Annotated in this window: 20 protein-coding genes and 1 pseudogene; 18 read left to right on the plus strand and 3 right to left on the minus strand. The window is 48.7% G+C overall.

Annotation, left to right across the window (positions count from 1 at the left end):
- Nucleotides 1-43: 43 nt before the first annotated feature.
- The 12 genes and pseudogenes from ACIFO6_RS01885 to crcB (ACIFO6_RS01940) all read left to right on the plus strand — a co-directional run bounded on the left by ACIFO6_RS01885 (nucleotide 44) and on the right by crcB (ACIFO6_RS01940) (nucleotide 13833).
- Nucleotides 44-205, plus strand: coding sequence for a hypothetical protein (locus tag ACIFO6_RS01885; RefSeq protein WP_430037473.1), 162 nt, complete (start codon nucleotides 44-46; stop codon nucleotides 203-205).
- An 80-nt stretch (nucleotides 206-285) separates the two neighbouring features.
- Nucleotides 286-381: pseudogene (locus ACIFO6_RS01890) on the plus strand (protease); the annotation flags it as partial.
- Between the two features lie 50 nt (nucleotides 382-431).
- Nucleotides 432-890 carry a hypothetical protein gene (locus ACIFO6_RS01895; RefSeq protein ID WP_430037476.1) on the plus strand — a complete coding sequence of 153 codons (459 nt, stop codon included), beginning with the start codon at nucleotides 432-434 and terminating at the stop codon, nucleotides 888-890.
- Between the two features lie 661 nt (nucleotides 891-1551).
- On the plus strand, nucleotides 1552-2796 hold the full coding sequence (hisS, locus tag ACIFO6_RS01900) for a histidine--tRNA ligase (protein ID WP_430037479.1): 1245 nt from the start codon (nucleotides 1552-1554) through the stop codon (nucleotides 2794-2796).
- Between the two features lie 85 nt (nucleotides 2797-2881).
- Nucleotides 2882-4660: an aspartate--tRNA ligase gene (gene aspS / locus ACIFO6_RS01905; protein ID WP_430037481.1), complete on the plus strand. Its 1779-nt coding sequence runs from the start codon at nucleotides 2882-2884 to the stop codon at nucleotides 4658-4660.
- 155 nt (nucleotides 4661-4815) lie between these two features.
- Complete coding sequence (locus tag ACIFO6_RS01910; protein WP_014282962.1) at nucleotides 4816-5565, plus strand: tRNA threonylcarbamoyladenosine dehydratase; 750 nt, start codon at nucleotides 4816-4818, stop codon at nucleotides 5563-5565.
- A gap of 49 nt (nucleotides 5566-5614) precedes the next feature.
- Nucleotides 5615-6913, plus strand: a complete 1299-nt coding sequence (locus tag ACIFO6_RS01915) for an NCS2 family permease (RefSeq protein ID WP_430037485.1) — start codon at nucleotides 5615-5617, stop codon at nucleotides 6911-6913.
- 130 nt (nucleotides 6914-7043) lie between these two features.
- On the plus strand, nucleotides 7044-8795 hold the full coding sequence (locus ACIFO6_RS01920) for an ABC transporter ATP-binding protein (protein WP_430037606.1): 1752 nt from the start codon (nucleotides 7044-7046) through the stop codon (nucleotides 8793-8795).
- A gap of 449 nt (nucleotides 8796-9244) precedes the next feature.
- On the plus strand, nucleotides 9245-11386 hold the full coding sequence (locus ACIFO6_RS01925; protein WP_430037488.1) for a HelD family protein: 2142 nt from the start codon (nucleotides 9245-9247) through the stop codon (nucleotides 11384-11386).
- 279 nt (nucleotides 11387-11665) lie between these two features.
- Complete coding sequence (locus ACIFO6_RS01930) at nucleotides 11666-12976, plus strand: replication-associated recombination protein A (protein ID WP_430037491.1); 1311 nt, start codon at nucleotides 11666-11668, stop codon at nucleotides 12974-12976.
- Between the two features lie 101 nt (nucleotides 12977-13077).
- Nucleotides 13078-13473 (plus strand): fluoride efflux transporter CrcB, encoded by a 396-nt coding sequence (gene crcB / locus ACIFO6_RS01935; protein WP_430037493.1) that lies wholly within the window; start codon nucleotides 13078-13080, stop codon nucleotides 13471-13473.
- A 3-nt stretch (nucleotides 13474-13476) separates the two neighbouring features.
- On the plus strand, nucleotides 13477-13833 hold the full coding sequence (gene crcB, locus ACIFO6_RS01940; protein ID WP_430037496.1) for a fluoride efflux transporter CrcB: 357 nt from the start codon (nucleotides 13477-13479) through the stop codon (nucleotides 13831-13833).
- A gap of 112 nt (nucleotides 13834-13945) precedes the next feature.
- Here crcB (ACIFO6_RS01940) and ACIFO6_RS01945 read toward each other — a convergent pair whose 3' ends face one another.
- Both ACIFO6_RS01945 and mnmA read right to left on the minus strand, forming a co-directional pair.
- Complete coding sequence (locus ACIFO6_RS01945; protein ID WP_430037499.1) at nucleotides 13946-14776, minus strand: PPK2 family polyphosphate kinase; 831 nt, start codon at nucleotides 14774-14776, stop codon at nucleotides 13946-13948.
- A 156-nt stretch (nucleotides 14777-14932) separates the two neighbouring features.
- Entirely contained in the window at nucleotides 14933-16060 is a 1128-nt protein-coding gene (gene mnmA / locus ACIFO6_RS01950; protein WP_430037501.1) for a tRNA 2-thiouridine(34) synthase MnmA, read from the minus strand.
- Nucleotides 16061-16358: 298 nt separating this feature from the next.
- On the opposite strand from mnmA, the gene cymR reads away from it, so the two are divergent.
- From cymR to ACIFO6_RS01970, 4 genes are all read left to right on the plus strand, one after another.
- Entirely contained in the window at nucleotides 16359-16778 is a 420-nt protein-coding gene (gene cymR, locus ACIFO6_RS01955; RefSeq protein ID WP_014282941.1) for a cysteine metabolism transcriptional regulator CymR, read from the plus strand.
- 11 nt (nucleotides 16779-16789) lie between these two features.
- Nucleotides 16790-17941 (plus strand): cysteine desulfurase family protein, encoded by a 1152-nt coding sequence (locus tag ACIFO6_RS01960; RefSeq protein ID WP_430037504.1) that lies wholly within the window; start codon nucleotides 16790-16792, stop codon nucleotides 17939-17941.
- Nucleotides 17942-18073: 132 nt separating this feature from the next.
- Nucleotides 18074-18595 carry a PRC-barrel domain-containing protein gene (locus ACIFO6_RS01965; protein ID WP_430037507.1) on the plus strand — a complete coding sequence of 174 codons (522 nt, stop codon included), beginning with the start codon at nucleotides 18074-18076 and terminating at the stop codon, nucleotides 18593-18595.
- A 10-nt stretch (nucleotides 18596-18605) separates the two neighbouring features.
- The gene (locus ACIFO6_RS01970; protein ID WP_013311529.1) at nucleotides 18606-18818 is read left to right on the plus strand and encodes a hypothetical protein; all 213 of its coding nucleotides are present in this window, start codon (nucleotides 18606-18608) and stop codon (nucleotides 18816-18818) included.
- Between the two features lie 170 nt (nucleotides 18819-18988).
- On the opposite strand, the gene ACIFO6_RS01975 is transcribed toward ACIFO6_RS01970, so the two are convergent.
- Entirely contained in the window at nucleotides 18989-20962 is a 1974-nt protein-coding gene (locus ACIFO6_RS01975) for a methyl-accepting chemotaxis protein (RefSeq protein WP_430037509.1), read from the minus strand.
- 209 nt (nucleotides 20963-21171) lie between these two features.
- Between ACIFO6_RS01975 and ACIFO6_RS01980 the strand changes: the two genes are divergently transcribed.
- Both ACIFO6_RS01980 and alaS read left to right on the plus strand, forming a co-directional pair.
- The gene (locus ACIFO6_RS01980) at nucleotides 21172-22239 is read left to right on the plus strand and encodes an AI-2E family transporter (protein ID WP_430037511.1); all 1068 of its coding nucleotides are present in this window, start codon (nucleotides 21172-21174) and stop codon (nucleotides 22237-22239) included.
- Between the two features lie 344 nt (nucleotides 22240-22583).
- Nucleotides 22584-25217, plus strand: coding sequence for an alanine--tRNA ligase (gene alaS, locus ACIFO6_RS01985; protein ID WP_430037514.1), 2634 nt, complete (start codon nucleotides 22584-22586; stop codon nucleotides 25215-25217).
- Nucleotides 25218-25270: the final 53 nt, after the last annotated feature.

The following is a 25270-nucleotide window of genomic DNA, read 5'->3' on the forward strand; positions in this document are numbered from 1 at the left end:
TAGCCAGATGGATAGCCTTAAGGGTGACAGGAGAGACGAAGCCATGCGTCAAACCCCGAAAATGGACGGTTATCGAACTGCTGCACTTCTTTTTCCCGGTAGCATTCAGGAGGCAACCAGCCTCACTCGTGAGAGTGATACGTTATTGCAGCATGTTGCAGCAGCTACGGACAAGCCGAGGCGTGATGCTTTGCCGCGCAGGTAGGAAAGGGGCCGAGAGGCTCCTTTTTCTTTTTAACTGCTTCAAATTGTTATAAAAATAGATTAAGCGGGTAATAACAAAGCGAGGATCGCGAGGCGGTTGTGGACAGAAACTTTATTACGTCTCGTACATCTAAAGATAAGCCCGCTTATGTGCGTGAGCTGTTGAAGGTACTGTAAATTCCACTGGAATTCATGCTTGTACAATCCCATCCTGAGGAGGATTTGATATGGCAAAGCAAATTCAGGCGTATTTTCGCACGGAGGATGAAGCTGAGGGCGCCAGATCTTCGCTGCAAGCCTATAGCACGGAGCATTTGGAGGTAGGTACGCTGGATGATGCGCTCGGCAGGGACACGCGGGTATTAATCCCAATGTTACCCTATAACAACACTGGCACTGCTGGCGCGGCGATACCTGTCGCGGGGGCTTATAGTGAGAACATTATTCCAGAGGAGGAGAATAGCGAGGCTGACCGTGGCACTGCACGCAGGGATTTGAACGAAGACCGCAGCGGAACGACGGATCACGACACAAGCCTACTTCATGCGACAGACGTCTATATTAACGGTGATCAGGATGAATTACGGTATGTGTTATCTGCGAAGGTGAACGATGCTGACTACGATGAGGTTGTTTATAAGCTTCGTTCCAATCGCGGTTATGTAGCACATTTGGATTTAAGCTGAAAAAACTGTCACCGGTTTGTCGATAAATTGAGGAATTCAGATGTTATAGAAATGGCTGTAATACAAATGTAATATTCGAAACATCATTCCTTAATATTCGTTGTTTATAATAACAGCATGACCCCCTTTTGATATATCTTTTGAACCTGCGGACCGTTTCCGCAGGTTATTTTCTTTTTATAGGACTTATTTGTCTTATTGTGAAGGGAATGTCTTGACTTTGTCGAAGCGGTTCATTAAAATCATAAAATAATGAAAAATGATTTGATGACGGGACCAAGTACTCCGAACCCACAAGCGCAGAGAGGAATTTCCAGGCTGTAAAAATTCCCTTGATGAGCGGACGAATGACTTCCCCGAGAACAGACGGCGAACAATTGAGGAATATACGCTTAGAGTACATGGTAATTGTACCAAATAGCCGATATCCTGCATAATAGCCGTACTGCGCGTTACGGGCGTTATACGTATGAGCGGAGTCAGCGCAATGCTGACGGGCACTGAGCGTTTTTTACGCTGGTTGTCCGGCTAAACTCCGGAATGTGGGTGGTACCACGGGTGATTCGTAAACGACAATCTCTCGTCCCTGTTAATTTAACAGGGACGAGAGATTTTTTGTTTTATATTGAAACAAGAAATACACAGACGGGGGGATATGTTAATGGCCTTTCAAAAACCGACGGGAACGCAGGATTTGCTGCCGGGCAATGTAGAAAGATGGCAAGTGGTCGAGGAAAAAGCCCGCGAAATTAGCCGCCGCTTTAATTATCGTGAAATCCGTACACCAATGTTCGAGCAAACGAATTTGTTCGTTCGGGGTGTGGGTGAAACAACGGATGTGGTGGAAAAGGAAATGTACACCTTTGAGGATAAGGGAAAACGCAGTATGACACTGCGTCCGGAAGGGACAGCAGGCGTGGTCCGCTCCTACGTGGAGAACAAGCTGTACGGGGAGCCGGATGTAACGAAGCTGTATTATATCGGTCCAATGTTCCGCTATGAGCGTCCACAGGCTGGACGTCAGCGCCAGTTCCACCAGTTCGGTATTGAAGCCTTAGGTGCAGTAGATCCTGCACTGGACGCAGAGGTTATCGCTTTCGGGTATCAGTTCTGCCGTGAGCTGGGCTTGAAAGGGGTAAAGGTAGAGATTAACTCAGTCGGCAATGCTGCCAGTCGTGCAGCTTACCGTCAGCATCTGGTGGATTTCCTGTTGCCGATCAAGGATACGTTGACCAAGGAGAGCCAGTCGCGCATTGAGCGTAACCCGTTGCGAGTGCTGGATAGCAAGGATGACCAGGACAAATTTGGCGGTGCGCCTTCCATTTTGGATAGCTTGGACGAGGAATCCAGCACGCATTTTGAGAAGGTAAAGCAAAGTTTGGATGCCATGGGTGTGGAATATACAGTCAACCCGCGCTTGGTACGGGGGCTGGATTACTATACGCTGACCGCGTTCGAATTCAAAGCCGAAGGAATTGGAGCCATTGACACCATCGGTGGAGGCGGACGCTACAACGGATTGGTTGGCGATCTAGGCGGACCGGATCAGCCGGGTATAGGCTTCGGCATCGGACTGGAGCGGATTCAGCTAATCTTGGAGCATCAGGGTGTCGAACTGAATGAAGCCCAGCCGCTGGATGTCTATATGGTGGCGTTGGGTGAAGCGGCAGAAACGGAAGTAACCAGACAACTGTTCAAGCTGCGCCAAGCCGGATTTTCCGCAGAGCGAGATTATCTGGGTCGCAAAATGAAGGCACAGATGAAATCAGCAGATCGTTTTAAAGCACGGTATACTGCGATTTTGGGCGAGGATGAGCTGGTACGCGGTGAAATCGCACTGAAAAACATGGAGACTGGCGAGCAGCGTACCGTCAAGCTGGATCAACTGGTGGAAGAGCTAGGTTAATCCAGAGTAACATTCAGTCGGGTGGAACTTCCTTCGGCTGGTCAGAAAGCATCAACCCCTAAAACAATAAACAGGAGTGTGTATTATGAAAAGGAGTCATCAATGCGGCGCATTAACCCATGCGCACATCGGAGAAACAGTTACATTGAACGGTTGGGTACAAACCCGTCGTGACCTGGGAGGCGTACTTTTTATCGACCTGCGTGACCGCAGCGGGATTGTACAAATCGTGTTTAACCCGGCATATTCCGGTGACGCGCTGCAAATCGCGGACCGAGTTCGTAGTGAATACGTGCTGGAGGTTACGGGTACAGTGGTCAAGCGTGATGCAGAAACCATTAACGCGAACCTGCCTACTGGTGAAATTGAAGTGCGTATTACAGAAATTGAAGTATTGAATGCAGCCAAAACACCTCCATTCTTTATTGAGGATGGCGTGGAAGTAGACGAGTCGTTGCGTTTGAAATACCGTTATCTGGACCTGCGTCGTCCGGAAATGCACCAAACGTTGAAACTGCGTTCCAAAGCAGCAAAAGTATTCCGTGACTTCCTGGACGGTGAAGATTTCATCGAGGTGGAAACACCGATTTTGACGAAAAGCTCGCCGGAGGGTGCACGTGACTATTTGGTGCCAAGCCGTGTACATGAGGGTGAGTTTTTCGCCTTGCCGCAATCGCCACAACTTTACAAGCAATTGTTGATGGTGGGTGGCGTAGAGCGCTACTACCAAATTGCACGTTGCTTCCGCGATGAAGACCTGCGTGCCGACCGCCAGCCTGAATTTACACAGGTCGACATTGAGACCTCCTTTATGCAACAGGATGACTTGCTGCCCATGATGGAGCAACTGATGGTGAAGCTGTTTAGAGAGACGGTTGGTGTTGAACTGGAAACGCCGTTCCAACGGATTACACATGCCGATGCAATGGACAAGTACGGCTCTGACAAGCCAGATCTGCGTTTTGGTCTTGAACTGATTCATGTCAATGATATCGTGTCAAGCAGCGGCGTGAAGGTATTTGCTTCTGTAATTGAAAAAGGCGGCGAGGTTAAAGTTCTCAATGCTAAGGGCTGTGGCACATGGAGCCGCAAGGAAATTGACGATCTGGGTCCTTATGCTGCACGTTACGGTGCCAAGGGTCTGGCTTGGATTCAAGTAAAAGAAGGCGAATTCAAGGGGCCTATCGTTAAATTCTTTACACCGGAAGAAATCGAAGCTCTGAGAGAGCGTACGGGAGCCGAAGAAGGCGACTTGCTGCTCTTCTCTGCGGATAACAAAAAAGTAGTCGCTGATGTATTGGGCGCGCTTCGTCTGAAAATTGGCCGTCAACTAGGTCTGATCGACGACAACGTATACAAATTTGCATGGGTTGTAGACTTCCCGTTGCTCGGCTACGATGAAGAACAAAAACGTTATGTAGCAGAGCACCATCCGTTCACACGTCCGAAGGACGAAGACCTTGCCCTCTTGGACACAGACCCAGGTCAAGTTCGTGCCCAAGCCTACGATATCGTGCTGAATGGCTACGAAGTGGGCGGCGGCTCGATGCGGATTTACAAACGCGATGTTCAGGAGAAAATGTTCAATGCTCTCGGCCTGTCGCCAGAAGTAGCTAAAGAAAAATTTGGCTACCTGTTGGATGCGTTCGAATATGGTACGCCTCCACATGGTGGTATTGCCTTCGGCTTTGACCGTCTGGTGATGTTGCTTGCGGGTCGTACAAACCTGCGTGAAACCATTGCATTCCCGAAAACAGCCAATGCAACGGATTTGCTGATGGACGCACCGTCCGAAGTGGATCAAGGTCAATTGGAGCAGCTTCATATCCGTCTTGCTCCAAAGCCAGTTGCTCCTAAAGCTTAAGGCATACATTTGATTCTATAAGTGCCTTACTTGGGCCTGTGAATAGCGAAAAAAATGTCATGAACCCGTTACCCTCTTATGGATAATGGGTTCGTGGTTTGTATGCATGAAATTCAAGCATAGTGTCTAAATCAGTGAGGGAGGATATATACCATATGCTGCATCAATTTTCACGAACAGAGCTGGCCATCGGAACTGAGGGGCTGGAGGTTATGAAGAATAGCACGGTAGCCGTGTTAGGTATCGGTGGTGTCGGCTCCATTGCAGTGGAAGCGCTGGCGCGTACGGGTGTTGGACGCATCATTTTGATTGATAAGGACGTCGTGGATATTACTAATATTAACCGCCAAATTCATGCGCTGACGACAACGGTAGGCCAAAAAAAGGCTGATCTGATGGTAGAGCGCGTGAAGCTGATTAATCCTGAATGTGAAGCGATTGCACTGAACATGTTTTATACGGAAGAAACGTATGAGGAGCTGTTCAAGTACGATCTGGATTATGTGCTGGATGCCTCGGATACGATTATTTACAAAATCCATTTGATCAAGGAATGTCTGAAACGGGGGATTCCGATGATCTCCAGTATGGGCGCGGCCAATAAAATGGACCCTAGCCGTTTTCAGGTGGCGGATATCTCCCAAACGAAAATGGACCCGATTGCCCGTGTAATCCGCACCAAGCTGCGTAAGGAAGGCATTACAAAAGGCGTCAAGGTCGTATTTTCGGATGAGGAGCCGATGAAGCCGCGTGAAGAGATTACGAAAAAAATCGTACCTGCGAACGCACCCGAAATCCGGAAGGCGAAGCAGCCGCCTGCGAGTAATGCTTTTGTACCTCCCGTGGCAGGATTGATCATGGTCAGTGTGGCAGTCAAGGATTTGTTAAACAACGCTGGCGTGTAAGTCTGAAAATAGTAACTACAGATCGAACAACTTGCTGGAGGGTTTTGGTATGAAGGGTGGACTATGGTCCAGAAGTCTTGGTTACAAACCCGAGCATCATTGGAAAAAGGAAGTGGCCGCTGGTGCCATTTCCTATTTTTCCGTTGTATATATTGTCATGGTCAATGCGACCATTTTGGCAGATGCCGGGATTCCGTTACAAGGAGCTATGCTGGGTACGCTGCTCACGTCGATTATTGGCTGCTTGCTTATGGCCTTTGGCGGAAAGTCCCCAATGGTTGTGGTACCAGGTATGGGGATTAATGCCTTTTTCACTTATACGCTCGTACACTCTATGAAGCTGAGCTGGCAGGAAGCATTGATGGTGGTCACCATTACAGGCATTTTATTCGCCATTGTTGCATTTACGTCCTTGTACAAGCTGATTAGTCAGGCGATTCCCCATAATTTGCAGCACGGAATTACGGTAGGAATTGGTTTGTTTTTGACCTTTATCGGATTGCAAAAAAGTGGCATCGTGATTGCTCACCAAACGACTTTTGTCGCTATCGGCCATTTTAATGATCCAAAGGTAATCACGGCTTGTGTAACCTTGCTGCTCGCTATTGTGCTGTTTGTGCGCAACGTGCAGGGAGGACTGCTGATTAGTATTTTGGCAGGAACGGGGCTTGCTTACGTGCTGGGAGCTGTAGAACCGACAAGCGAGGTGCGAACCTCTGAAACAGTGCGGCAGTATGGGCAATTGTTTGGTGAGCTATCCTTTTCAGGCATCGTTTCGGTAGCCTTCTGGATTGCTGTTTTTTTGTTGCTGCTTATTGTTCTGTTCGAAAACATTGGGATGATTGCAGCCCAGACCAACATGATCGGAAGACCGGACACGTTCAAGAACAGCCTGCGAGTGTTAGCGGTAACCAATATTTTTGCCGGAATTTTAGGGAGCAGTCCGGCGGTAGCGGCGGCGGAATCCACGGCGGGTATTGCAGCAGGAGGCCGCTCAGGGGCTACGCCGCTGGTCACTGCCATTTTATTCGGGGCAACCTTCTTTTTCATTCCGTTACTTGCTTACATTCCGGATAGTGCCATTGCGCCCGTGCTCATCATCATTGGCGGTCTGATGGTACAAAATGTCCGTGAGATGGATTTTAGTGATTTTACCGAGGCGTTTCCTGCATTTCTGGTCATGGTGATGATGCCCTTTACTTATAGCATTGTAGACGGAATGGCATTTGGCTTTATTGCATATCCCGTAGCCAAGCTTGCAGCAGGGCGCGGCAAGGAAGTGCCTGTCGCATTGTATATTATTTCCGTGCTATTTGTGGCTAACTTTGTGCTTCATTCTCTGGTGTAGTAAACTCAAATTTAGGCTGTACTATTCATACCCGCGCACAGCGCGGGTGTTGTTGTTTGGAGAAGAATGGTCAGACAAGAAGCGAGGTACATGGTTTATGGAAAAGGAACATCATCTACAGCAGAATCGAATGAAGGAAAAGCCGGATAAAAAACCCGATAAGGCTGGCATGGGTCGATTTGTCAAATTGATTGCAAGCGCACATCCTCCCAAGGCCATTCTCGTGATCGCCCTGATTCTGACCTTGATTCAGACGACTGCCGGCTTAATTGTACCGCTGATGACCAAGGGACTGATCGACGGTTTAACCTTTTCTTCACTGAACCGTATGGTCATTTTTGGCCTGCTGGGGGCCTTTGTGCTTCAGGCTGTAGCTTCAGCGGTTTCCATTTATATGCTGAACTATGCCGGACATAAAATTGTAGCTAATTTACGCAAACGCTTATGGCATAAGATTTTGTCTCTTCCCATTCCGTATTTTGATCGGAATCGCTCCGGGGATACGATGAGTCGTGTCACCAATGATACAAGCCTGATTATGAACCTGATTACGGAGTATCTTGTGAATCTGATTTCTAACGTAATTGCCATTATTGGTGGTATTGCCTTGTTGTTTTATCTGGATTGGGTCATGACGCTCATCATTATGGCTATCGTTCCATTAACAGCGCTGATTTTATTTCCCGTGGGCAGGAAAATGTACCGTATATCCAAAAAACAGCAGGATGAGATGGCTGATCTGACCTCGGTACTGAGTCAGGTTATCGGAGAAATCAGGCTGGTAAAGGCGTACGGAACCGAAAGCAGGGAAGCACAGGCTGGAGAGGATCGGATTTACCGGATGTTCCGTTTTGGCTTGCAGGAATCCCGTATTTTGGCGTTGGTAGGTCCCATTTCTACGTTCTTGCTGACCGCCGTCCTGGTCATTATTTTGGGTGTTGGTGGTGTTCGCGTCGCATCAGGCGTGCTGACTGCCGGGGATTTGGTAGCTTTTATTTTGCTACTGTTTCAGGTCATTACACCAATGGCCCAGTTCACGACCTTATATTCACGTCTGCAAAAGGTGGTAGGTGCCACGGAACGAATTCAGACGATTTTGGATCATGAAGAGGAGCCGCTGGAATTGAAGCAGGAAGCAACAAAAGAAAGCAGGGATATCGTGCTGCGTGATGTTGCCTTTTCCTATTCTGAGGGTGAAGAGGTTCTTCATCATGCCAGCTTGGTCATTCCGGCTAACCGAACAACGGCATTTGTTGGACCGAGTGGAAGCGGCAAGTCCACGTTATTTTCGTTGCTGGAGCGTTTTTATGTACCGGATACGGGAGAGATTCGTTATGGAGATGAACCGATATCGTTGTATACATTATCCTCCTGGCGCTCCAAAATTGGCTATGTGTCCCAGGAAAGCTCGATGATGACCGGAACGGTCAGAGATAATATAACGTACGGCTTGGGACGGGAAGCTGATCTGGAGGAAGTGAGACAGGCAGCCACGATGGCGTACGCGGATGCGTTTATTATGGATTTACCGCAAGACTATGAGACTGAGGTGGGTGAGCGGGGGATGAAGCTCTCCGGTGGGCAACGTCAACGGATTGCCATTGCGCGTGCGCTTCTGCGTAGCCCGGATATTCTTATGCTGGACGAGGCTACATCCAGTCTGGACAGCTCTTCCGAGCATGAGGTGCAGAAAGCGCTGGCGAATCTGATGGAAGGTCGTACGACCATTGTTATCGCTCACCGTTTGTCTACTGTGGTTCATTCCGATCAGATTATTGTGTTAGACAAGGGGAAGGTGACCGGTGCAGGAACTCATGCGGAGCTGATTGAGTCCCATGAAGTGTACCGAGAGCTGGCTCAGAAGCAGTTTGTGGAAGTATGAGGGAGAGGAGCATGGAGCGTTAGAGGCCGCTTCGCGGGTGCCGCAAGGGTCCATACTTTATGTGAAGGGCAGGGGAAGTTCAAGGGCTAAGAACAAGAGCATAAGAGCAAGAGCATAAGAACAGATGTATGAGTGGAAGAAGTGGTTTGAAGTGAATTTTGTGGATTTGGTTAGAAGCGGTGTGGTTATATTACTGGGCGTGTTCGTATGTGAAAATGGAGGGGCTGTCTTGAAATGAGAGCAGGACGGTTTTTTTGAATGATATAAAGTGTGTTTTGGCTTCTTTGAAGGATACAAGGAGGTCTTTTTTGTACATGGAAATGGGTGTGTTAGGAAATAAGGTTGGATTTTTTGGGGTTAATGTGTTACGCTTACTTTCCTTTTTTTGTGTCGGAGCAAGTGAATGGGATGCAGAAATCGAGACTTGATATTCTTAGGAGGTAACTGAAATGGAGAACGGGTTTCAAAGTGCCTATCAAGAAGAACAGCACAGGCTGTCGCTTGCTATGGAGGAAATTGATCGCAGATTGGAACGGCTTCGCAATACGCCGGTGTACACGGGGCATGATTTTACGGAGCAGGTGCTGGAATCCGGGCGGGAGGAAAAACGTCAGGCTTTGGCAAAAAGTGTGCAGGAGCCTTATTTTGGACGCATGGATTTTGACGAACGTGGCAGAGGACAGCGTAAGCCCCTCTACATCGGCAAAATCGGAGTGGAGCGCGAGGAAGCGTCTGCGTATCCGCTTGTGATTGATTGGCGCGCGCCGATTGCCAGCTTGTTTTATTCTTTTACAGGCGGTGAAGAAACCGTGTCCTACGAGGCTCCCGAGGGAACGATTGAGGGCTTGGTGTATCTAAAGCGCAACGTTGTCATTCGTAAAAGAATACTGGAACGGGTAGCCGATACGTATAATCGTGAAAGCGACGAGCCTGCGGTTTCCGATGAATTTCTTGTCTATCGCCTGGGAGAGAACAAGGATAACCGATTGCGGGATATCGTATCTACGATTCAGGCCGAGCAGGATCAAATCATTCGTGCCGCTAAAAATACAGCCCTCGTCATTCAAGGGGTAGCGGGTAGTGGCAAGACGACGGTAGCGCTGCATCGTCTCGCATTTTTACTGTATCAATACAAGGAGCAGGTATCGGCGGACAAGATGGTTATTTTTGCACCGAATCATATGTTTCTCGATTATATTTCAGATGTACTTCCAGAGCTGGGGGTCGGAAATATTCAGCAAAGTACATTTGCGGACTGGGCGCTTAACCTGTTGGGTCTGGATTTACCTATAGCTGATCCTGCTGAAACGTTAGCTTATTGGTTTGAGAGCGGTAGCCTGAGAACGGAATCAATGGATGAGGCGCCAGGACGATTCAAAGGTTCGATTCACTTCATGAAGCTGCTTCAAGCTTTTGTGGATCGGCTGGAGCCTGTTTCGGTGCCGGAGGGTGATTTTTCACCATGGGATGGGGCGGTGCTTTCGCGAGCGGAGATTTTGAACTGGTTCAATGAGGAATACAAGCCCTATCCGCTCGCGAAGCGAAAAGAACGTGTGCTTGCAAGAGTCCATCGCTGGATTGAAATGGAGCTGAAAAAGTCGCCCTCGGCGGCTGCACTCAAGGAACGTAAGAAAAAAGCGGGACCCCGGGAAAAGGCATATGCTAAAAAATGGCCCCAATATGACGCACTGACGCTTTACAAGCAGCTTTTTCAGGCAGCAAAAGGATTACCCGCAGACACGGCTGCGGAGTTGAAGGCTTCTTTGCCTGCTGCTATTTTTAAGACCACACAGTCGGACCTGCGTAAACAGGTTATCCGCGAAGAGGATCTTACTGCCTTGGTATATCTTCATGTGCTGATTCATGAGGTAGAATCGTCTCAACGTTTTGACCATGTAGTCATTGATGAAGCGCAGGATTTCTCACCTTTTCATATCGCACTATTGGATTTGTTCGTTAAAGGGCATTCCTTCACGATATTGGGTGATCTGTCGCAGGGTATTCACGAATACCGTGGCGTACATGCCTGGGAAGAAATGAGTTCTCTTTTTGCGCCGGAACATACGGGGTATTTTGCACTTACCCGAAGCTACAGATCTACGCTGGAGATTATTGAGTTTGCAAATACGATTTTGGAGCAGGGGGTTCGCGGCGGCATTACGGCCGTTCCGGTATTCCGTAGCGGCGATCCGGTGCGTACACTGCCATACGGTACATCAGGGCGTGAACAGAGTTTGCTGACCGCTCTGCAAGAGCTTTCTTCCAAGGAATATCGCACTGTATCTGTGCTGACACGTACCTTGAAGGAGGCAGTGGAGCTGCATGAGGCTTTTACAAATGCAGGATTAGATGTGAATCTGATCGACGGTGGTAAAAAGCAATACGAAGGTGGATTGTCCATTCTACCTGTGTACCTGTCCAAAGGGCTGGAGTTCGACGCAGTCATTGTAGCGGATGCCGACCGAGAACATTATGGAGAGCTGGCATGGGATGCCAAGCTGCTGTATGTGGGCTGTACCCGTGCGCTGCATGAGCTGTGGCTGTTACATGAGGGTGCACTTCCGAATTATGTACAGGAGCAGGCGAAATAAGGGAAATCTACCAGCATAAGAACAGCCACGAAATTTATCTTTCGTTCGGCTGTTATTTTTTTGCTTGCTAGGTTGCAGGTATGTAAATATATAGTTATGCCATGACCATGCTATCTGCAACTTGTCTGTGGGTATGGTAGAATAAAAGGCGGTTCAACCCGTTTTTAGGATCATAGATCGCTTGAAATTTCAAGGTTTCAACCGCATGAGCGAACGCCATGTATATGGACCCCGCAGGGGTAGAGTGTTCCCTCATATCACCATAAGGAAGTGAATGAAATGGACTTATTTTCATATTCCCAGGAGTCGACGCCAAGCAATCGGTTGCTTGCTGACCGGCTGCGTCCGACTTCGCTGGATGAATATATTGGACAGGAGCATGTCGTCGGTCCGGGCAAGCTGCTGCGAAGAGCTATAGAGGCAGATCAGGTTTCTTCCATCCTCCTGTATGGGCCGCCGGGATGTGGCAAGACGACGCTGGCGCATATCATTTCACAACACACGCAAGGCGAATTTGTCCGCCTGAATGCAGTGGAAGCGTCAGTGAAGGACGTGAGGGAAGTCATTGACCGCGCACAAACGAATAAATCGATGTACGGCAAAAAAACGATCCTGTTTCTCGATGAGGTACATCGTTTCAACAGCTCGCGTCAGGATGCACTGCTGCCTGCGGTGGAAAAGGGTACAATCGTATTTATCGGCGCCACCACCGAAAACCCCTTTCACTACGTAAACGGCGCCTTGCTGAGCCGTTCTACATTGTTTCAGCTCGAATCGCTAACGCGGGAGCATTCGCTGGCAGCCATGCGCCGCGCCTTGGGCGATGCGGACAAGGGGCTTGGCTATATGCAGCTTCAGGTGGACGAAGCTGCGCTGGATCACATCGCGTCCATGGCGAACGGCGATATCCGCCGCGCCTTGAACGCGATGGAATTGGCGGCGCTCACGACGCCTCCGCTGGCAGACGGCACGATTCACGTGACGTTAGAGGTCGCGGAGGAATCCATTCGCCGCCCGATTGTCAAGGCAGACGAGTCCACGCAGTATGACGTGCTGTCCGCCTTTCACAAAAGCATTCGCGGCTCCAGCGACGCGGCGCTGTTCTGGTTTCTCTACGCCGTAGAGAAGCTCGGCATGGACCCGATGACCTTTCTCCGCCGCCTCATCGCAGCGAGCAGTGAGGACATTGGTCTGGCGAACCCGCAGGCGATGGTGCAGGCAGTGAGTGCGCTTGAAGCCTATCGCAATAACGGCTGGCCCGAGGCCAAGCTGAACATCGCGCAGGCTATTTTGTTCGCCGTAGAGAGTCCAAAATCCAATGCCGTATATACGGCGATTTCACGGGCCATGTCGTCTATGGACGATATCAAATCCGCTGAGGTTCCGCTGCATTTGCGTGATGCGCATTACAAAGGCTCGGAGAAGCTGGGGCATGTCGGCTATCAGTATCCGCACAATTATCCGAACCATTATGTGAAACAGCAATATTTGCCTGATTCGATAGCAGACCGGACCTTTTACCAGGCTACAGAGCAGGGGAATGAGTCGAAAATCAGACAAAATCAACAGTGGCGGGATTCACAGTCGTAAAATAAATGTAGCAAATGGGTATACGTAGTGTGTAAGATCAGGTTTAGCCACTGTTATGGTTACACCATGAATACTGCAAGAGTGAAGAAGGGGACGTAAAGATGAAAGACGTGCTATTTGTCGGGGCAGGTGGAGCGCTCGGAACCTCTGCCCGTTATGGCGTACAAACATTGCTGCCTGCGTCAGGGGCCGATTTTCCACTTGGCGTACTGTTAATCAATTGGATCGGCTGTCTGTTTCTCGGCTGGTTCTTTACAGTAACTTTGCGGTCGTGGCGGATTAAGCCTCGCTGGCGACTTGCCATCGGAACAGGCTTTACTGGGGCCTTTACAACCTTTTCCACCTTTGCAATGGATGCTGTACGTCTGACGGTTCATGATCATGCGCTTGCGGCTGTGTTGTATCTGCTACTGAGTGTATGTGGAGGTCTGTTTTTGACTTGGACTGGTATTCGTATGGGCACGAAAATGACGCAAGCTGCTTCCCAGGAGGTATAGCTTATGATCTGGTGGGCGGCGGCAGGTGGAATGGTCGGTACATTGGCGAGATACGGGCTTGGCATGTGGGTTGGAAAAAGGTTTGGCACCGCATTTCCGTGGGGAACGTGGATCATTAACATCAGTGGTTCATTGCTGCTCGGTTGGCTGTACGGCGAATTTACGCAGCACAATCTGTCTCCTGCACTCTGGATGCTGCTGGGAACAGGCTTTTGTGGTGGCTATACCACCTTTTCAACATTCGGGTATGAATCTGTCCAACTGATGGAGCGTAGAGAATATCGGCGTACGGCTGTGTATGTGCTTTCTTCGGTGGTGGTAGGAGTTGTAGCTGCGGCTGTTGGGTATGGGGTTAGTTGACGCAATAAAGCCTCCAAAATCTCTACCCTGGCATTTTCAGCCTTGAGTAAGGTTTCGGAAGCTTTTTTTGATGTGTTAACGAACATAGGATAGAGTACTTGCGCCTGCGCAGCTATTTTTTATCCCGTTCTTTATACAGCTCAGGCAAAAGGGATTCCAGTTCCGGTCTTGGTTCAGGATCGGACAGCTTCATATCCTCCAGCGTTTGGACGGCAATGCGCAGCACGGTATAATCCCTGTACCAACGGTTATCCGAAGGAACGACATACCACGGAGCTTGTTTGGTTGCGCTTAGCTCCAGCACGTCCTCATAATATTGGGTATATTGCTTCCAAAATTTACGTTCCTGCAAATCACTCGGATCAAGCTTCCAGTTTTTATGCGGCTTTTCAATACGGTCGATCAGCTTCTCCAACTGGAATTGCTTTGAAATATGTAAAAAGATTTTGACGACCTTAACATTGCTATCCAGCAGCAATTGTTCAAAATGTTTGATGTGTTTAATATTTCGTTTGGCCTGCTTGTCGGATACCTGACTGTGAACACGTGTAATCAGTACATCCTCATAATAAGAGCGGTTGAATGCCGCGATATATCCACGTCCCGGGGCTACGCTGTGGGCACGCCACAGGAAATCGTGACTTAATTCTTCGGCTGTAGGCGATTTAAAGCTGTGGACTGTCACTCCCGCCGGGTTGAGATTGGAAAATACCTGCTTGATGACGCCATCTTTTCCGCTGCAATCCATACCTTGAAATACAAACAAAACGGCTTGTTTTTTCTCCGTAAATAATTTGCTTTGTAATTCCGCGAAGCGTTCCTTCAATTGATCTGTTTCCTGCTGAATTTCTTCTTTATTTTTGATATCCTGAGTATCCTTGGGGTTCCACTCTTTTAAAGAAACTTTTTTACCCGGTGTCAGCATTCCTAATGAATCAGACATAAAAGGCACGCTCCCTTTCAATTGAAGTAAGATATCTTGTCTACATCATATACCCAAATGGAGAAAAGAGCATCTTTTCATAAAAAAAGCGTCCCTCCATAGATAGAAGGGACACCACCTGTTTAAACATTTATGCCAACATCAACGGGGATTATTTTAAACCGTTTCAGGCTGGAGCTTTTCAACCTTGTCGATGGTTCCGCCGCCCAGACACCGTTCACCATCGTAAAATACGACGGCTTGTCCAGGGGTAATGGCTTTTTGATGTACGTCGAATGCGACGTGTACGGTTCCATCCTCAAGCCATTGCAAAGTCACTTGCTGATCAGGCTGGCGATAACGGAACTTGGCTGCACAACGGAATTCGCCGGACGGACGCGTATCCGCGCCTTCAATCCAGTTCACGTCGGTTGCAATTAGACTGGTGGAATACAAGCTGTGGTGACGATCGCCCTGTACCACATACAAAATGTTCTTTTCCAAATCCTTGTCGGCTACGAACCACGGTTCGCCTGAACCGGAGCCGCCTATGCCCAAGCCTTGCCGTTGGCCGAGTGTATAGTACATCAGGCCATCATGGCGTCCTTTGACTTCACCTGTAGCGATATCCACCATGTCTCCGCCTTTAGCAGGCAGATACCCGCTCAAAAACTCCTTGAAATTACGCTCGCCGATGAAGCATACGCCAGTGCTGTCCTTCTTCTTGGCCGTATACAATCCTGCGGCTTCCGCAATTTTGCGGACTTCCGGTTTCGGCAAATGACCGATAGGGAACATAGTCCGAGACAACTGCTTTTGGCTCAATGCATTCAGGAAGTAGGTCTGATCCTTGTTGCTGTCCACGCCCCGCAGCAAGGTAAAACGGCCGTTTTCTTCCACAACCCGGGCGTAATGTCCTGTAGCAACATAATCCGCGCCCAAATCCAGCGCTTTATTGAGAAATTCGCCAAATTTAATTTCACGGTTGCACATGACATCCGGGTTTGGAGTACGTCCAGCCTTATATTCATCAAGAAAATACGAGAATACTTTATCGAAGTATTCTTTTTCAAAATTGACGGTATAGTAAGGAATGTCGATCTGCTCACAGACACGGCGTACATCCTCCGCATCCTCCTCAGCCGTACAACGGCCAAATTCATCCGTGTCATCCCAGTTTTTCATGAAGATGCCGATTACGTCATAGCCCTGCTCCTTTAGCAGCAGCGCGGTAACGGATGAGTCGACGCCCCCGGACATGCCGACGACGACACGGGTTTCATGATTGGCTTTAGCCATGGTCATCACCCAATTCTCTTAATATTGTTGTAGAACCCTCCTACTATAACATAAACGATAATAAGTTACGATGGCTGTGCGATCCAACGACACGGAGAACGATGGGGGAAAGTTCTATAAAATGGGCCAAAGCCGTTCCAAATGGTCCGAAAACAACTTTTTTTAAGATTGTTACCGTAATATTTCCCTTTACCTGCCCTAATATGTTAACATAAGCTGAGGGTTAAGATCGGAATAGAGAGGTTTATAACACCAGTTATTCCGCGTGTTTAACGGAATTGTTACTATAAGTGAGGTGGCACAATTGAAAATATCAACAAAAGGCCGCTACGGTCTGACGATTATGATGGAACTTGCAGCCAGGTTTGGCGAAGGTCCGACGTCTTTGAAAAGTATAGCCGAGAAGAATCAGCTCTCCGAGCATTATCTGGAGCAGCTTATTGCGCCTTTGCGCAATGCAGGTTTGGTAAAAAGTATCCGTGGTGCTTACGGCGGTTATATTCTGGCGGGTGAACCGGCAGGGGTAACGGCAGGAGACATTATTCGTGTATTGGAGGGTCCGATTTCTCCGGTAGATTTCACTGAAGAGGACGATCCGGCGAAGCGCCAGCTATGGCTACGGATTCGTGACAGTATTGCAGAAGTACTGGATTCCACTACGCTCAAGGACTTGATCACATACCAGGAACATGATGAATTGGATAACTATATGTTCTACATTTGAGGTGGATTAACATGAACAGAATTTATCTGGATCATGCCGCATCGACTCCTATGCATCCTGAGGTTGCGCAGACTATAATGGACATCATGACCGGCCAATTCGGTAACGCTTCAAGCGTTCATGCCTTCGGCCGGGATGCCAAGCGCACCGTCAGCGCAGCGCGGGATGCCGTTGCGGCCTCTTTGGGCTGCAAGCCCGAAGAGATCATATTTACAAGCGGAGGGACAGAAAGCGATAATCTGGCCCTGTTCGGGATGGCTACGGCAGATGGCCGCACTTCCGGCCATATCATTACGACAACCATTGAGCATCATGCGGTGCTTCATGCTTGCGCTGAACTCGAAAAAGCGGGTTATGAAGTGACCTATGTGCCAGTCAACAGCTTTGGGCGCGTCAATCCAGCCGACATAGAGGCTGCGATCCGGCCGGACACTTTTTTGATCAGCATGATGCATGCCAACAATGAGGTAGGCGTAATTCAGCCGATCCAAGAAGTGGGACAGATTGCGGGAGAACATGCTATTGTATTCCATGTAGATGCGGTTCAAGCTTACGGTCATATACAGATAGACCTCCATATTCTTTCGGTTGATTTACTTAGTGTATCCGGTCATAAAATTAACGGCCCGCAAGGCGTTGGAGCTTTGTATATCCGTCAGGGTACACGTATCCAGCCTTTGATGCACGGGGGACTTCAGGAGAAAAAACGTCGTGCTGGTACAGAAAACGTTGCCGGGATTGCAGGCTTAGCTAAAGCAGCAACTCTGGCTAACACCTCTATAGAGGAACGTTGGGCGTACGATATGACTCTTCGTCAAACTCTGCTGAAAGCACTGGAAAACACTTTGGGGAAAGACGCTTTTGTAATCAACGGCGACCCTAAGCATTTTTTACCGAATGTGCTAAATCTTAGCTTTCCGGATATCGGTACGGAGACGATGCTGATGAATCTGGATATGGAAGGAATTGCAGCGGCCAGCGGTTCAGCTTGTACTTCCGGGTCTTTGGAATTGTCGCATGTGTTGCAGGCGATGGATCTTCCTAAAGATGTTTTGAATTCAGCGATTCGCTTTAGCTTCGGTTTGGGTAATACTATGGAGGAAATGGAATACACGGCCAAGAAAATTGAAACCATATGGAAGCGGCTACGTACTAGGTACTAGGGATTTCTCCGCACTTTAATAAGAAGGGAGGGCGGTTTTCCATTTCATGGCATGAACGGAACCAAGGTCTGACACGCATGAAGGAAAGGACCGCACCTCCGTTCGAATTGCAGAATGAGGAGGTACCCTATTATGAAGCTTCAGGATATGATCGGACTTGCCGTTTTCGATGTAGAGGACGGGAAGCAGATTGGTAAAATACACGATTTTATGGTGACGGCTGATTGGAAAATTACAGGGATCGAGTTGGAGGGCAAAGGCCTTTTTTCATCTCAAGTGAAAATGGTGGCTTGGGATGACATCGTTGCTTATGGCGAAGATGCGATTATGATTCGCAATCAGCAAGCTGTCCGTAAAACGGAGGCCAATGATATACAACATACGTATTTGCTTGGACCCGGTAAATTGAAGGATTTATCCGTGCTTACAGAGGAAGGACTTATGCTCGGACACATTTCGGATGTTTATTTTGACCAGGGAATGGGCAATAACATAATAGGCTTGGAAATCAGCGATGGTTTTGTATCGGATATTATTGAAGGGCGGAAATGGCTGCCCTGCACCGAAGAAATGTCCATCGGGGAGAATGCCGTTATGGTGCCCCCGTTAAGCGAGCAGCGTTTGGAAAAAGCCATATATTCTGTTAATGGATAGGGTGAGTTTATTGAGATGTCCGAATTGTAATTCCAAAGATATCGGCAAAATCGGCTCCCATCAATTTTATTGCTGGGGATGCTTCATCGAACTTCAGGTGAATGGTGAAAAAATGTCCGTCTACCAAGTGGAAGAGGACGGTACGCTCAGTTCGCTGGACGACCTGTTCTTTGGAGATGAAATGGCACAACAGGACCTGCCGCAGATCCACGCTTCTTCCTAAATTAAGCGGGGACAGGCTGTCCATCTATATGAGGTGTGACTATATCGTTCAACATAGGGACAGATCATAGATTGGACCATGCTTGATGAATAACGAAGAGGGTGATTCCCGTTGGCTGCAATAGCCTGGGAGTCACCCTCTTTTTCATGTAGATTCCTGTCTGGATGGATTTACAGCTTAAAGCGTTTAACCTCTTCCAGTAGCAGGTCTGCGTGCGAGTCAAGCTTGGCGGAAAGCTGGGCAATATTGCTCATGGAATGCCCTTGCTCCTGCACGGAGGAAGCCACTTCCTCCGTGGAAGCTGCGCTTTGCTCAGAAACGGCGACCACGCTGGAAATGACATCGGAAATATGTCCGGCGTTTGTACGGAGATGGTCAGCCGCAGCGGATACGTCCTCAATCTGGGTAAGCATATGCTGAGAAGCTCCCCGTATGGACTCGAACGCCAGTCTCGTAGCGGTAGCCGCATGCTCCTGTTCTACTGTTACAGCGAGAGCCTTCTTCATTTCCTCTGCGCTCCGTAGTCCCGCAACCTTGATTTCCTCCAGCTTGTGCATAATGCTGTCACTGGAGCTTCCTGCTTGTTCAGCCAGCTTGCGTACTTCCCCGGCAACGACGGCAAAGCCGCGTCCGTGTTCCCCGGCACGGGCTGCTTCAATGGAAGCATTCAGCGCCAGTAGATTGGTTTGGGCTGCGATATCATGAATGGCCCCGGCCAGCCGTTCAATATCCTGTGTTTTCAACGTGAGCGAGTCTACAGCTTCACCTACAGCGGTTGTTGTTTGTCTGGACTCGGCTGCAAGCTTCGCTTGACGCTCGGCTGTTTCATACCCGGCTAGCACGGCAGCGTCTGTTTCCAGCACGGCGGTTTGGGTTCGCTTGACGCTTTGGCCAATTTGGTCGATGGAGCCCGTCATATGCGATAGCTTTTCAGAGCCAGAATATACAGCCTCGGCCTGATCACTTGCTCCTTGGGCAAGCTCCTGAACGGCACTGGAGATTTGTGATGCGATGGTCCCGGTATCCTTGGCGTGCTGGTGCATGTCATGAGAAGCAGAGCTGACCTCGCCAGCCGTATCAGCCACTTTGCGCAGTAAGTGAGAAAGATGTTCCGACATGATATTAAAATCCGTACCCAAGCTGGCAATTTCATCTTTGCCCTTAATATCCACACGTGCTGTCATATCCCCTTCAGCAATCCGCTTGACGTTCGCTTGAAGCCTCCGAATCGGCTTGATAAAGCTGTTCGCCGCCCAGACCGCCAAAAGCATGGCAACAACAAAAATAATAGCTACAGTAATCAACAGTTGGTTACGAGTAGAGTAGTACTCCTGAAAAGCAATTTCTTTTGAGATAGACAAGCCTACGATCCAGCCTGTGCTGGGCATTTTCTTAAAATAAAGCTGGCGATCACTGCCATTGTAGTTGTAGTCGGCTTTTCCCGAAGGGGCGCTGAGCAGGGCCGCCGTTGATGAACCCAACTCGGGCGTATCCTTGAGATTTTTACCAGCCAGCTTGCTGTCTGGATGCGCGACGACGACTCCATTCTGGTCAATCAGAAATGCGTAGCCTAATCCGTTCAGGTTTATGTTTTTAATGATTTTTGTCATGTCGTTTAACATAATATCTTCACTGATCACCCCAGTGATAGAGCCATTGGAGTCCTTGAGAGGCTTTGCAATGGAAATGGTGAAGTCCTGGCTTCCTGCATCAATGTACGGTGAGGAATAATACAATTCCCCCTTGGTTTTGGCATCCTTGTACCACGGACGTGTGCGAGGATCGTAGCCCGCATCAGACCAGCCGGAGCCATCCCAGTAGGTTCCATCCTCAAATCCTGCATAAATGTTAGCGATACTTTGATTCTTATAGTTTTGAAAGGCGGCCATCAGGGAAGCTACTTTTGCATCCGAAGGGATATCACCGGATTGTAATCCCGCAGCCAGTGTTTCAATAATTTTGGCGTTTCCGCGTGTCCATCCGTCGAGTTGGTTGACGGTCTCGGAGGCTTTGCTGTTCATAAGCTCTTGGATATCACGGTTGGCCTGATTTTTAATGCTTGTCATGCTAATGACGGACAAAGGCCCAGCTGCAACGATAACAATACAGGTGAAAAAGAGAATAAGTTTCATTTTTAAGTTCATGTAACGACCCCCGATGATTCAGAAATGTGAAAGCTCAAATAGTTCTTTGTACTTATATCGTCAGATAGAATGACTTTGTTAATCAATTTCAATTGTTTTCATTCTTTCTTCATAAACATTATTTAAGGCGCCTCCACAGTTAGGTGAAGGATTAAAGTAAAGGTACAGGCATATACTTAAAAGAGGCTAGTCCGGTAAGGGGGCACGGTATGGAGCAATTAACGAAAAGCAGGCTGTTCCGATACGGAATATGGACGCTGCTGGGACTTGTCATTCTATATTTTATCTGGCTGCTGCGGCCTTTGTTTTTGCATCTGTATGATTTTCTAAAAACGATTATTGCGCCATTTGCGGTGGCGATGATTATTTCCTATGTGCTTAATCCTGTGGTCAATATGCTGGGCGGACGCAAGGTACCTCGAAGCATAGCCGTCCTGCTCATTTATGCTGTATTTTTGGGCAGCCTTGTCGTTATTCTGATGCACCTGATTCCGATGTTTATGGATCAACTGGATGAACTGAATGAGCATCTGCCAGAGCTGACCATGCATGCCCAGGGACTAATGACGAATATGGACGGAAGTATTTTACCCCAAGGGGTACGCTCGGGTATGAATCAGTGGTTTTTTCAACTCGAAAATCGGATGGCTACAGGCATTGCTGCTTTTATGGACAACATCGGCGGGATGATCAATATGTTGTTCAATGTGTTCATTGTGCCGTTTCTCATTTTTTATATTTTAAAGGATTTCGATGTGTTCGAACGGGCTATTGTGTCTTATCTGCCTCGATCCCGCCGCAAGGCTATTGTAACGGTGCTCAAGGAAATTGATCAGGCGCTCGGTAACTATGTGCGCGGACAACTGTTGGTGTGCGTCATTATCGGGGTGATGGCCTATATCGGATATATGCTGATTGGGATGCCTTATGCGCTGCTGCTGGCAGGAGTGGTGGCTGTATTCAATATTGTGCCGTATTTAGGCCCGTTTTTGGGGGCAGCTCCAGCGGTCGTTATGGCTTCTACAGTTTCCTTTAAAATGGTACTGCTGGTCATAGTCGTCAACACCTGTATTCAAGTGCTGGAAAGTAACGTCATTTCTCCCCAGGTAGTTGGACGAACCTTGCATTTGCATCCGATTGCTATCATTTTCGCACTGCTGGTGGGCGGGGAAATAGCGGGAATAACCGGGTTAATTTTGGCGGTTCCGGTGATGGCGGTTTTGAAGGTGGCGCTTCAGCATTTTTTTGCTTATTATGTGAAGCGTAAAACGATCTGATTTCGTCCATATCCCCGTCTGAAATCGCGTTGACACGGCTAAATGACACGGATATACTGAATTGAGTATGTTTAAATGTGTTTATCCAGTAGGGAAAGCTCATTTCGGAGTGCGGGCTGAACCCGCCGGGATGCTCCCGTTACCAGTGAAAACAAGGCGATCGCTCGTCCGTTAAGCAGATGTTGGGTGTGCAGCTTGCACATGTAGCATTTCGTACAGAGGGGGCGGCGATAACCAGGGTGGTACCGCGATACAATCGTCCCTGATCCGTTCAGGGGCGTTTTTCTGTTTTTTTATGGCCTGTGCCAAGTACAAGTGACACCATAATTAGGAGGCTACTTAATATGAAAGCTAGTGAAATCCGCTCCAAATGGCTGGAGTTTTTTGAAAGCAAGGGACATGTGATTGAACCAAGCGCACCGCTTGTTCCGCATAAAGATCCTTCCCTGCTGTGGATTAATGCGGGGATGGCACCGCTTAAGCCTTATTTTGACGGACGTGTGAAGCCTGAGAATCCGCGTATCGCTAATTCGCAAAAATGTATTCGCACCAATGACATTGAAAATGTCGGCAAAACGCGCCGTCACCACACTTTTTTCGAAATGCTCGGTAATTTTTCGATTGGCGACTATTTTAAGGAAGAAGTCATTGTGTGGGCATGGGAGTTTCTGACTGATACGAAGTGGATCGGCTTTGACCCGGAGCGTCTGGCTGTAACCGTATATCCTGAGGATGAAGAGGCGTACAAGCTGTGGAACGAAAAGGTAGGGCTTCCTGCTGAACGTATTATCAAACTGGAAGATAACTTCTGGGATATCGGTGAAGGCCCTTGTGGACCTTGTACGGAAATTTTTTATGATCGCGGCGAAGCTTACGGCAGCGACATGACGGACCCTGAAATGTATCCGGGCGGGGAAAACGAGCGTTATCTGGAAGTATGGAACCTCGTATTTTCACAATTCAACCATAACAAGGATGGCAGCTACACGCCGCTTCCGAACAAAAATATTGATACAGGCGCCGGATTGGAGCGTTTTGCATCCATTTTGCAAAATGTGGATTCCAACTTCGATACGGATATTTTCCAACCTATTATTCAGAAAACAGCCGCTATGGCAGGAGTCAAATATAACGAAAATGTGGACAGCGATGTGGCTCTAAAAGTGATTGCTGACCATGTCCGCACCGTAGCTTTTGCGATTGGTGACGGTGTGCTGCCTTCCAACGAAGGCCGTGGTTATGTTATCCGTCGTTTGCTGCGCCGTGCTGTGCGTTACGGAAAAATGCTGGGTATGAACCGTCCATTTATGTTTGAACTGGTGGAAACGGTGGGGGATGTCATGGGCGTGTACTACCCTGAGGTGGTGGACAAGCGTGATTTCATCATCAAGGTGATCAAAACAGAAGAGGAACGCTTCCACGAGACATTGACAGACGGATTGGCTATTTTGGCTGATATCAGTGCTCAGGCGAAAGCGAAAGGTCGCAATGTCATCAGTGGAGCAGACGCATTCAAACTGTATGATACGTATGGTTTCCCATTCGATCTCACCGAGGATTATGCGGACGAGCAAGGCTTAAAAGTAGACCGTGAAGGCTTTGATGAAGCGATGCAGGAGCAACGGCAACGTGCGCGTGACGCTCATCAGGACAATGCCAGCATGAAGATTCAGGGTGGAGCCTTGTCTGACCTGGCGGTTAAAAGCGATTTTGTTGGATATAATGACCTCGTAACCGAATCCAAAATTGTGGCTATTGTATATGAAGATGTGTTGGTGGACAGTGTTAGTGAGGGACAGACTTGTCAGGTTGTGCTGGACGTGACTCCTTTTTATGCTGAAAGCGGCGGACAGGTCAGTGACCATGGCTTGCTGCGTGGAGGTACAGTAACGGCGAAGGTCGAAGGGCTGTTCAAGGCACCTCAAGGCCAGCATGTGCATCAGGTTGTCGTGGAAGCCGGTGAGCTGAACGTTGGCGATACGGTGAAAGCAGAAGTGGATCAGGCATCCCGTGGTGAAATCGAAAAAAATCATACGGCTACGCATTTGCTTCACAAAGCGCTTAAAGAAGTGCTGGGCGACCATGTGAATCAGGCAGGTTCCCTGGTGGAGCCTGGGCGTCTGCGTTTTGACTTTTCCCATTTTGGCAGCATTACGTCGGAAGAGCTGGCGGACATTGAGTTACGGGTAAATCGCGCCATTTGGAGCCAGCTGGATGTAAATGTTGAACTGAAACCGATTGATGAAGCCAAGGCACTCGGAGCGATGGCTCTGTTCGGTGAAAAATATGGAGATATCGTACGGGTTGTCAAGGTAGGCGATTATAGCATTGAGCTGTGCGGCGGCTGTCATGTGAGCAACACCTCACAAATCGGACTGTTCAAGCTTGTCAGCGAGAGCGGCATCGGATCGGGAGTTCGCCGGATTGAAGCGGTGACCGGACGCTTTGGCTTTGAATATATGGAAGGCCAGTTGGAGCTGCTAAAAGTATCGGCAGGTCTGGTAAAATCCAAGCTGTCCGAGGTGCCAAAACGCATCGAATCCTTGCAACAGCAAATTAAGGACCTCAGTCGTGAAAATGAATCGCTGCAAAGCAAGCTGAGCGTTATTGAAGCGGGTCAGTTGACCGATCAGGTCGTGCAAGCTGGCGGAGTACAGCTGTTGGCTGCACGTGTACAGGCTTCCAGTATGGATGCACTGCGTGCAATTGCCGATGAGCTGAAAGGCAAGCTTCCAGCTGCTGTGCTGGTACTGGGGGCTGCAATGGATGACAAAGTTAATTTTGTCGTAGCTGTACCGGCAGAGCACACCAAGGCCGGGCTTCATGCAGGCAAGCTTGTGAAGGAAATTGCTGCGGTATGCGGCGGCGGTGGTGGTGGCCGTCCGGATATGGCGCAAGCCGGAGGCAAGGATGCCAGCAAGCTGGACGAAGCGCTCGTATGTGCCCGTGAATTGGTAGTGGCGGCTACTCAAGGATAAAGTTCGATAATTTTTGCGGGATTTTGGAAAAAACCGAACTTAGACATTTCCTT

The sequence above is a fragment of the Paenibacillus sp. NRS-1781 genome, assembly GCF_050467745.1.
Classification (GTDB): domain Bacteria; phylum Bacillota; class Bacilli; order Paenibacillales; family Paenibacillaceae; genus Paenibacillus; species Paenibacillus terrae_A.

Excerpts from the sequence above, each read along its gene's own strand:
- ACIFO6_RS01885 (WP_430037473.1), top strand. The coding sequence starts at position 44 with ATGCGTCAAACCCCGAAAATGGACGGTTATCGAACTGCTGCACTTCTT.
- ACIFO6_RS01895 (WP_430037476.1), top strand. The coding sequence starts at position 432 with ATGGCAAAGCAAATTCAGGCGTATTTTCGCACGGAGGATGAAGCTGAG.
- hisS (WP_430037479.1), top strand. The coding sequence starts at position 1,552 with ATGGCCTTTCAAAAACCGACGGGAACGCAGGATTTGCTGCCGGGCAAT.
- aspS (WP_430037481.1), top strand. The coding sequence starts at position 2,882 with ATGAAAAGGAGTCATCAATGCGGCGCATTAACCCATGCGCACATCGGA.
- ACIFO6_RS01910 (WP_014282962.1), top strand. The coding sequence starts at position 4,816 with ATGCTGCATCAATTTTCACGAACAGAGCTGGCCATCGGAACTGAGGGG.
- ACIFO6_RS01915 (WP_430037485.1), top strand. The coding sequence starts at position 5,615 with ATGAAGGGTGGACTATGGTCCAGAAGTCTTGGTTACAAACCCGAGCAT.
- ACIFO6_RS01920 (WP_430037606.1), top strand. The coding sequence starts at position 7,044 with ATGAAGGAAAAGCCGGATAAAAAACCCGATAAGGCTGGCATGGGTCGA.
- ACIFO6_RS01925 (WP_430037488.1), top strand. The coding sequence starts at position 9,245 with ATGGAGAACGGGTTTCAAAGTGCCTATCAAGAAGAACAGCACAGGCTG.
- ACIFO6_RS01930 (WP_430037491.1), top strand. The coding sequence starts at position 11,666 with ATGGACTTATTTTCATATTCCCAGGAGTCGACGCCAAGCAATCGGTTG.
- crcB (WP_430037493.1), top strand. The coding sequence starts at position 13,078 with ATGAAAGACGTGCTATTTGTCGGGGCAGGTGGAGCGCTCGGAACCTCT.
- crcB (WP_430037496.1), top strand. The coding sequence starts at position 13,477 with ATGATCTGGTGGGCGGCGGCAGGTGGAATGGTCGGTACATTGGCGAGA.
- ACIFO6_RS01945 (WP_430037499.1), bottom strand. The coding sequence starts at position 14,776 with ATGTCTGATTCATTAGGAATGCTGACACCGGGTAAAAAAGTTTCTTTA.
- mnmA (WP_430037501.1), bottom strand. The coding sequence starts at position 16,060 with ATGACCATGGCTAAAGCCAATCATGAAACCCGTGTCGTCGTCGGCATG.
- ACIFO6_RS01960 (WP_430037504.1), top strand. The coding sequence starts at position 16,790 with ATGAACAGAATTTATCTGGATCATGCCGCATCGACTCCTATGCATCCT.
- ACIFO6_RS01965 (WP_430037507.1), top strand. The coding sequence starts at position 18,074 with ATGAAGCTTCAGGATATGATCGGACTTGCCGTTTTCGATGTAGAGGAC.
- ACIFO6_RS01975 (WP_430037509.1), bottom strand. The coding sequence starts at position 20,962 with ATGAACTTAAAAATGAAACTTATTCTCTTTTTCACCTGTATTGTTATC.
- ACIFO6_RS01980 (WP_430037511.1), top strand. The coding sequence starts at position 21,172 with ATGGAGCAATTAACGAAAAGCAGGCTGTTCCGATACGGAATATGGACG.
- alaS (WP_430037514.1), top strand. The coding sequence starts at position 22,584 with ATGAAAGCTAGTGAAATCCGCTCCAAATGGCTGGAGTTTTTTGAAAGC.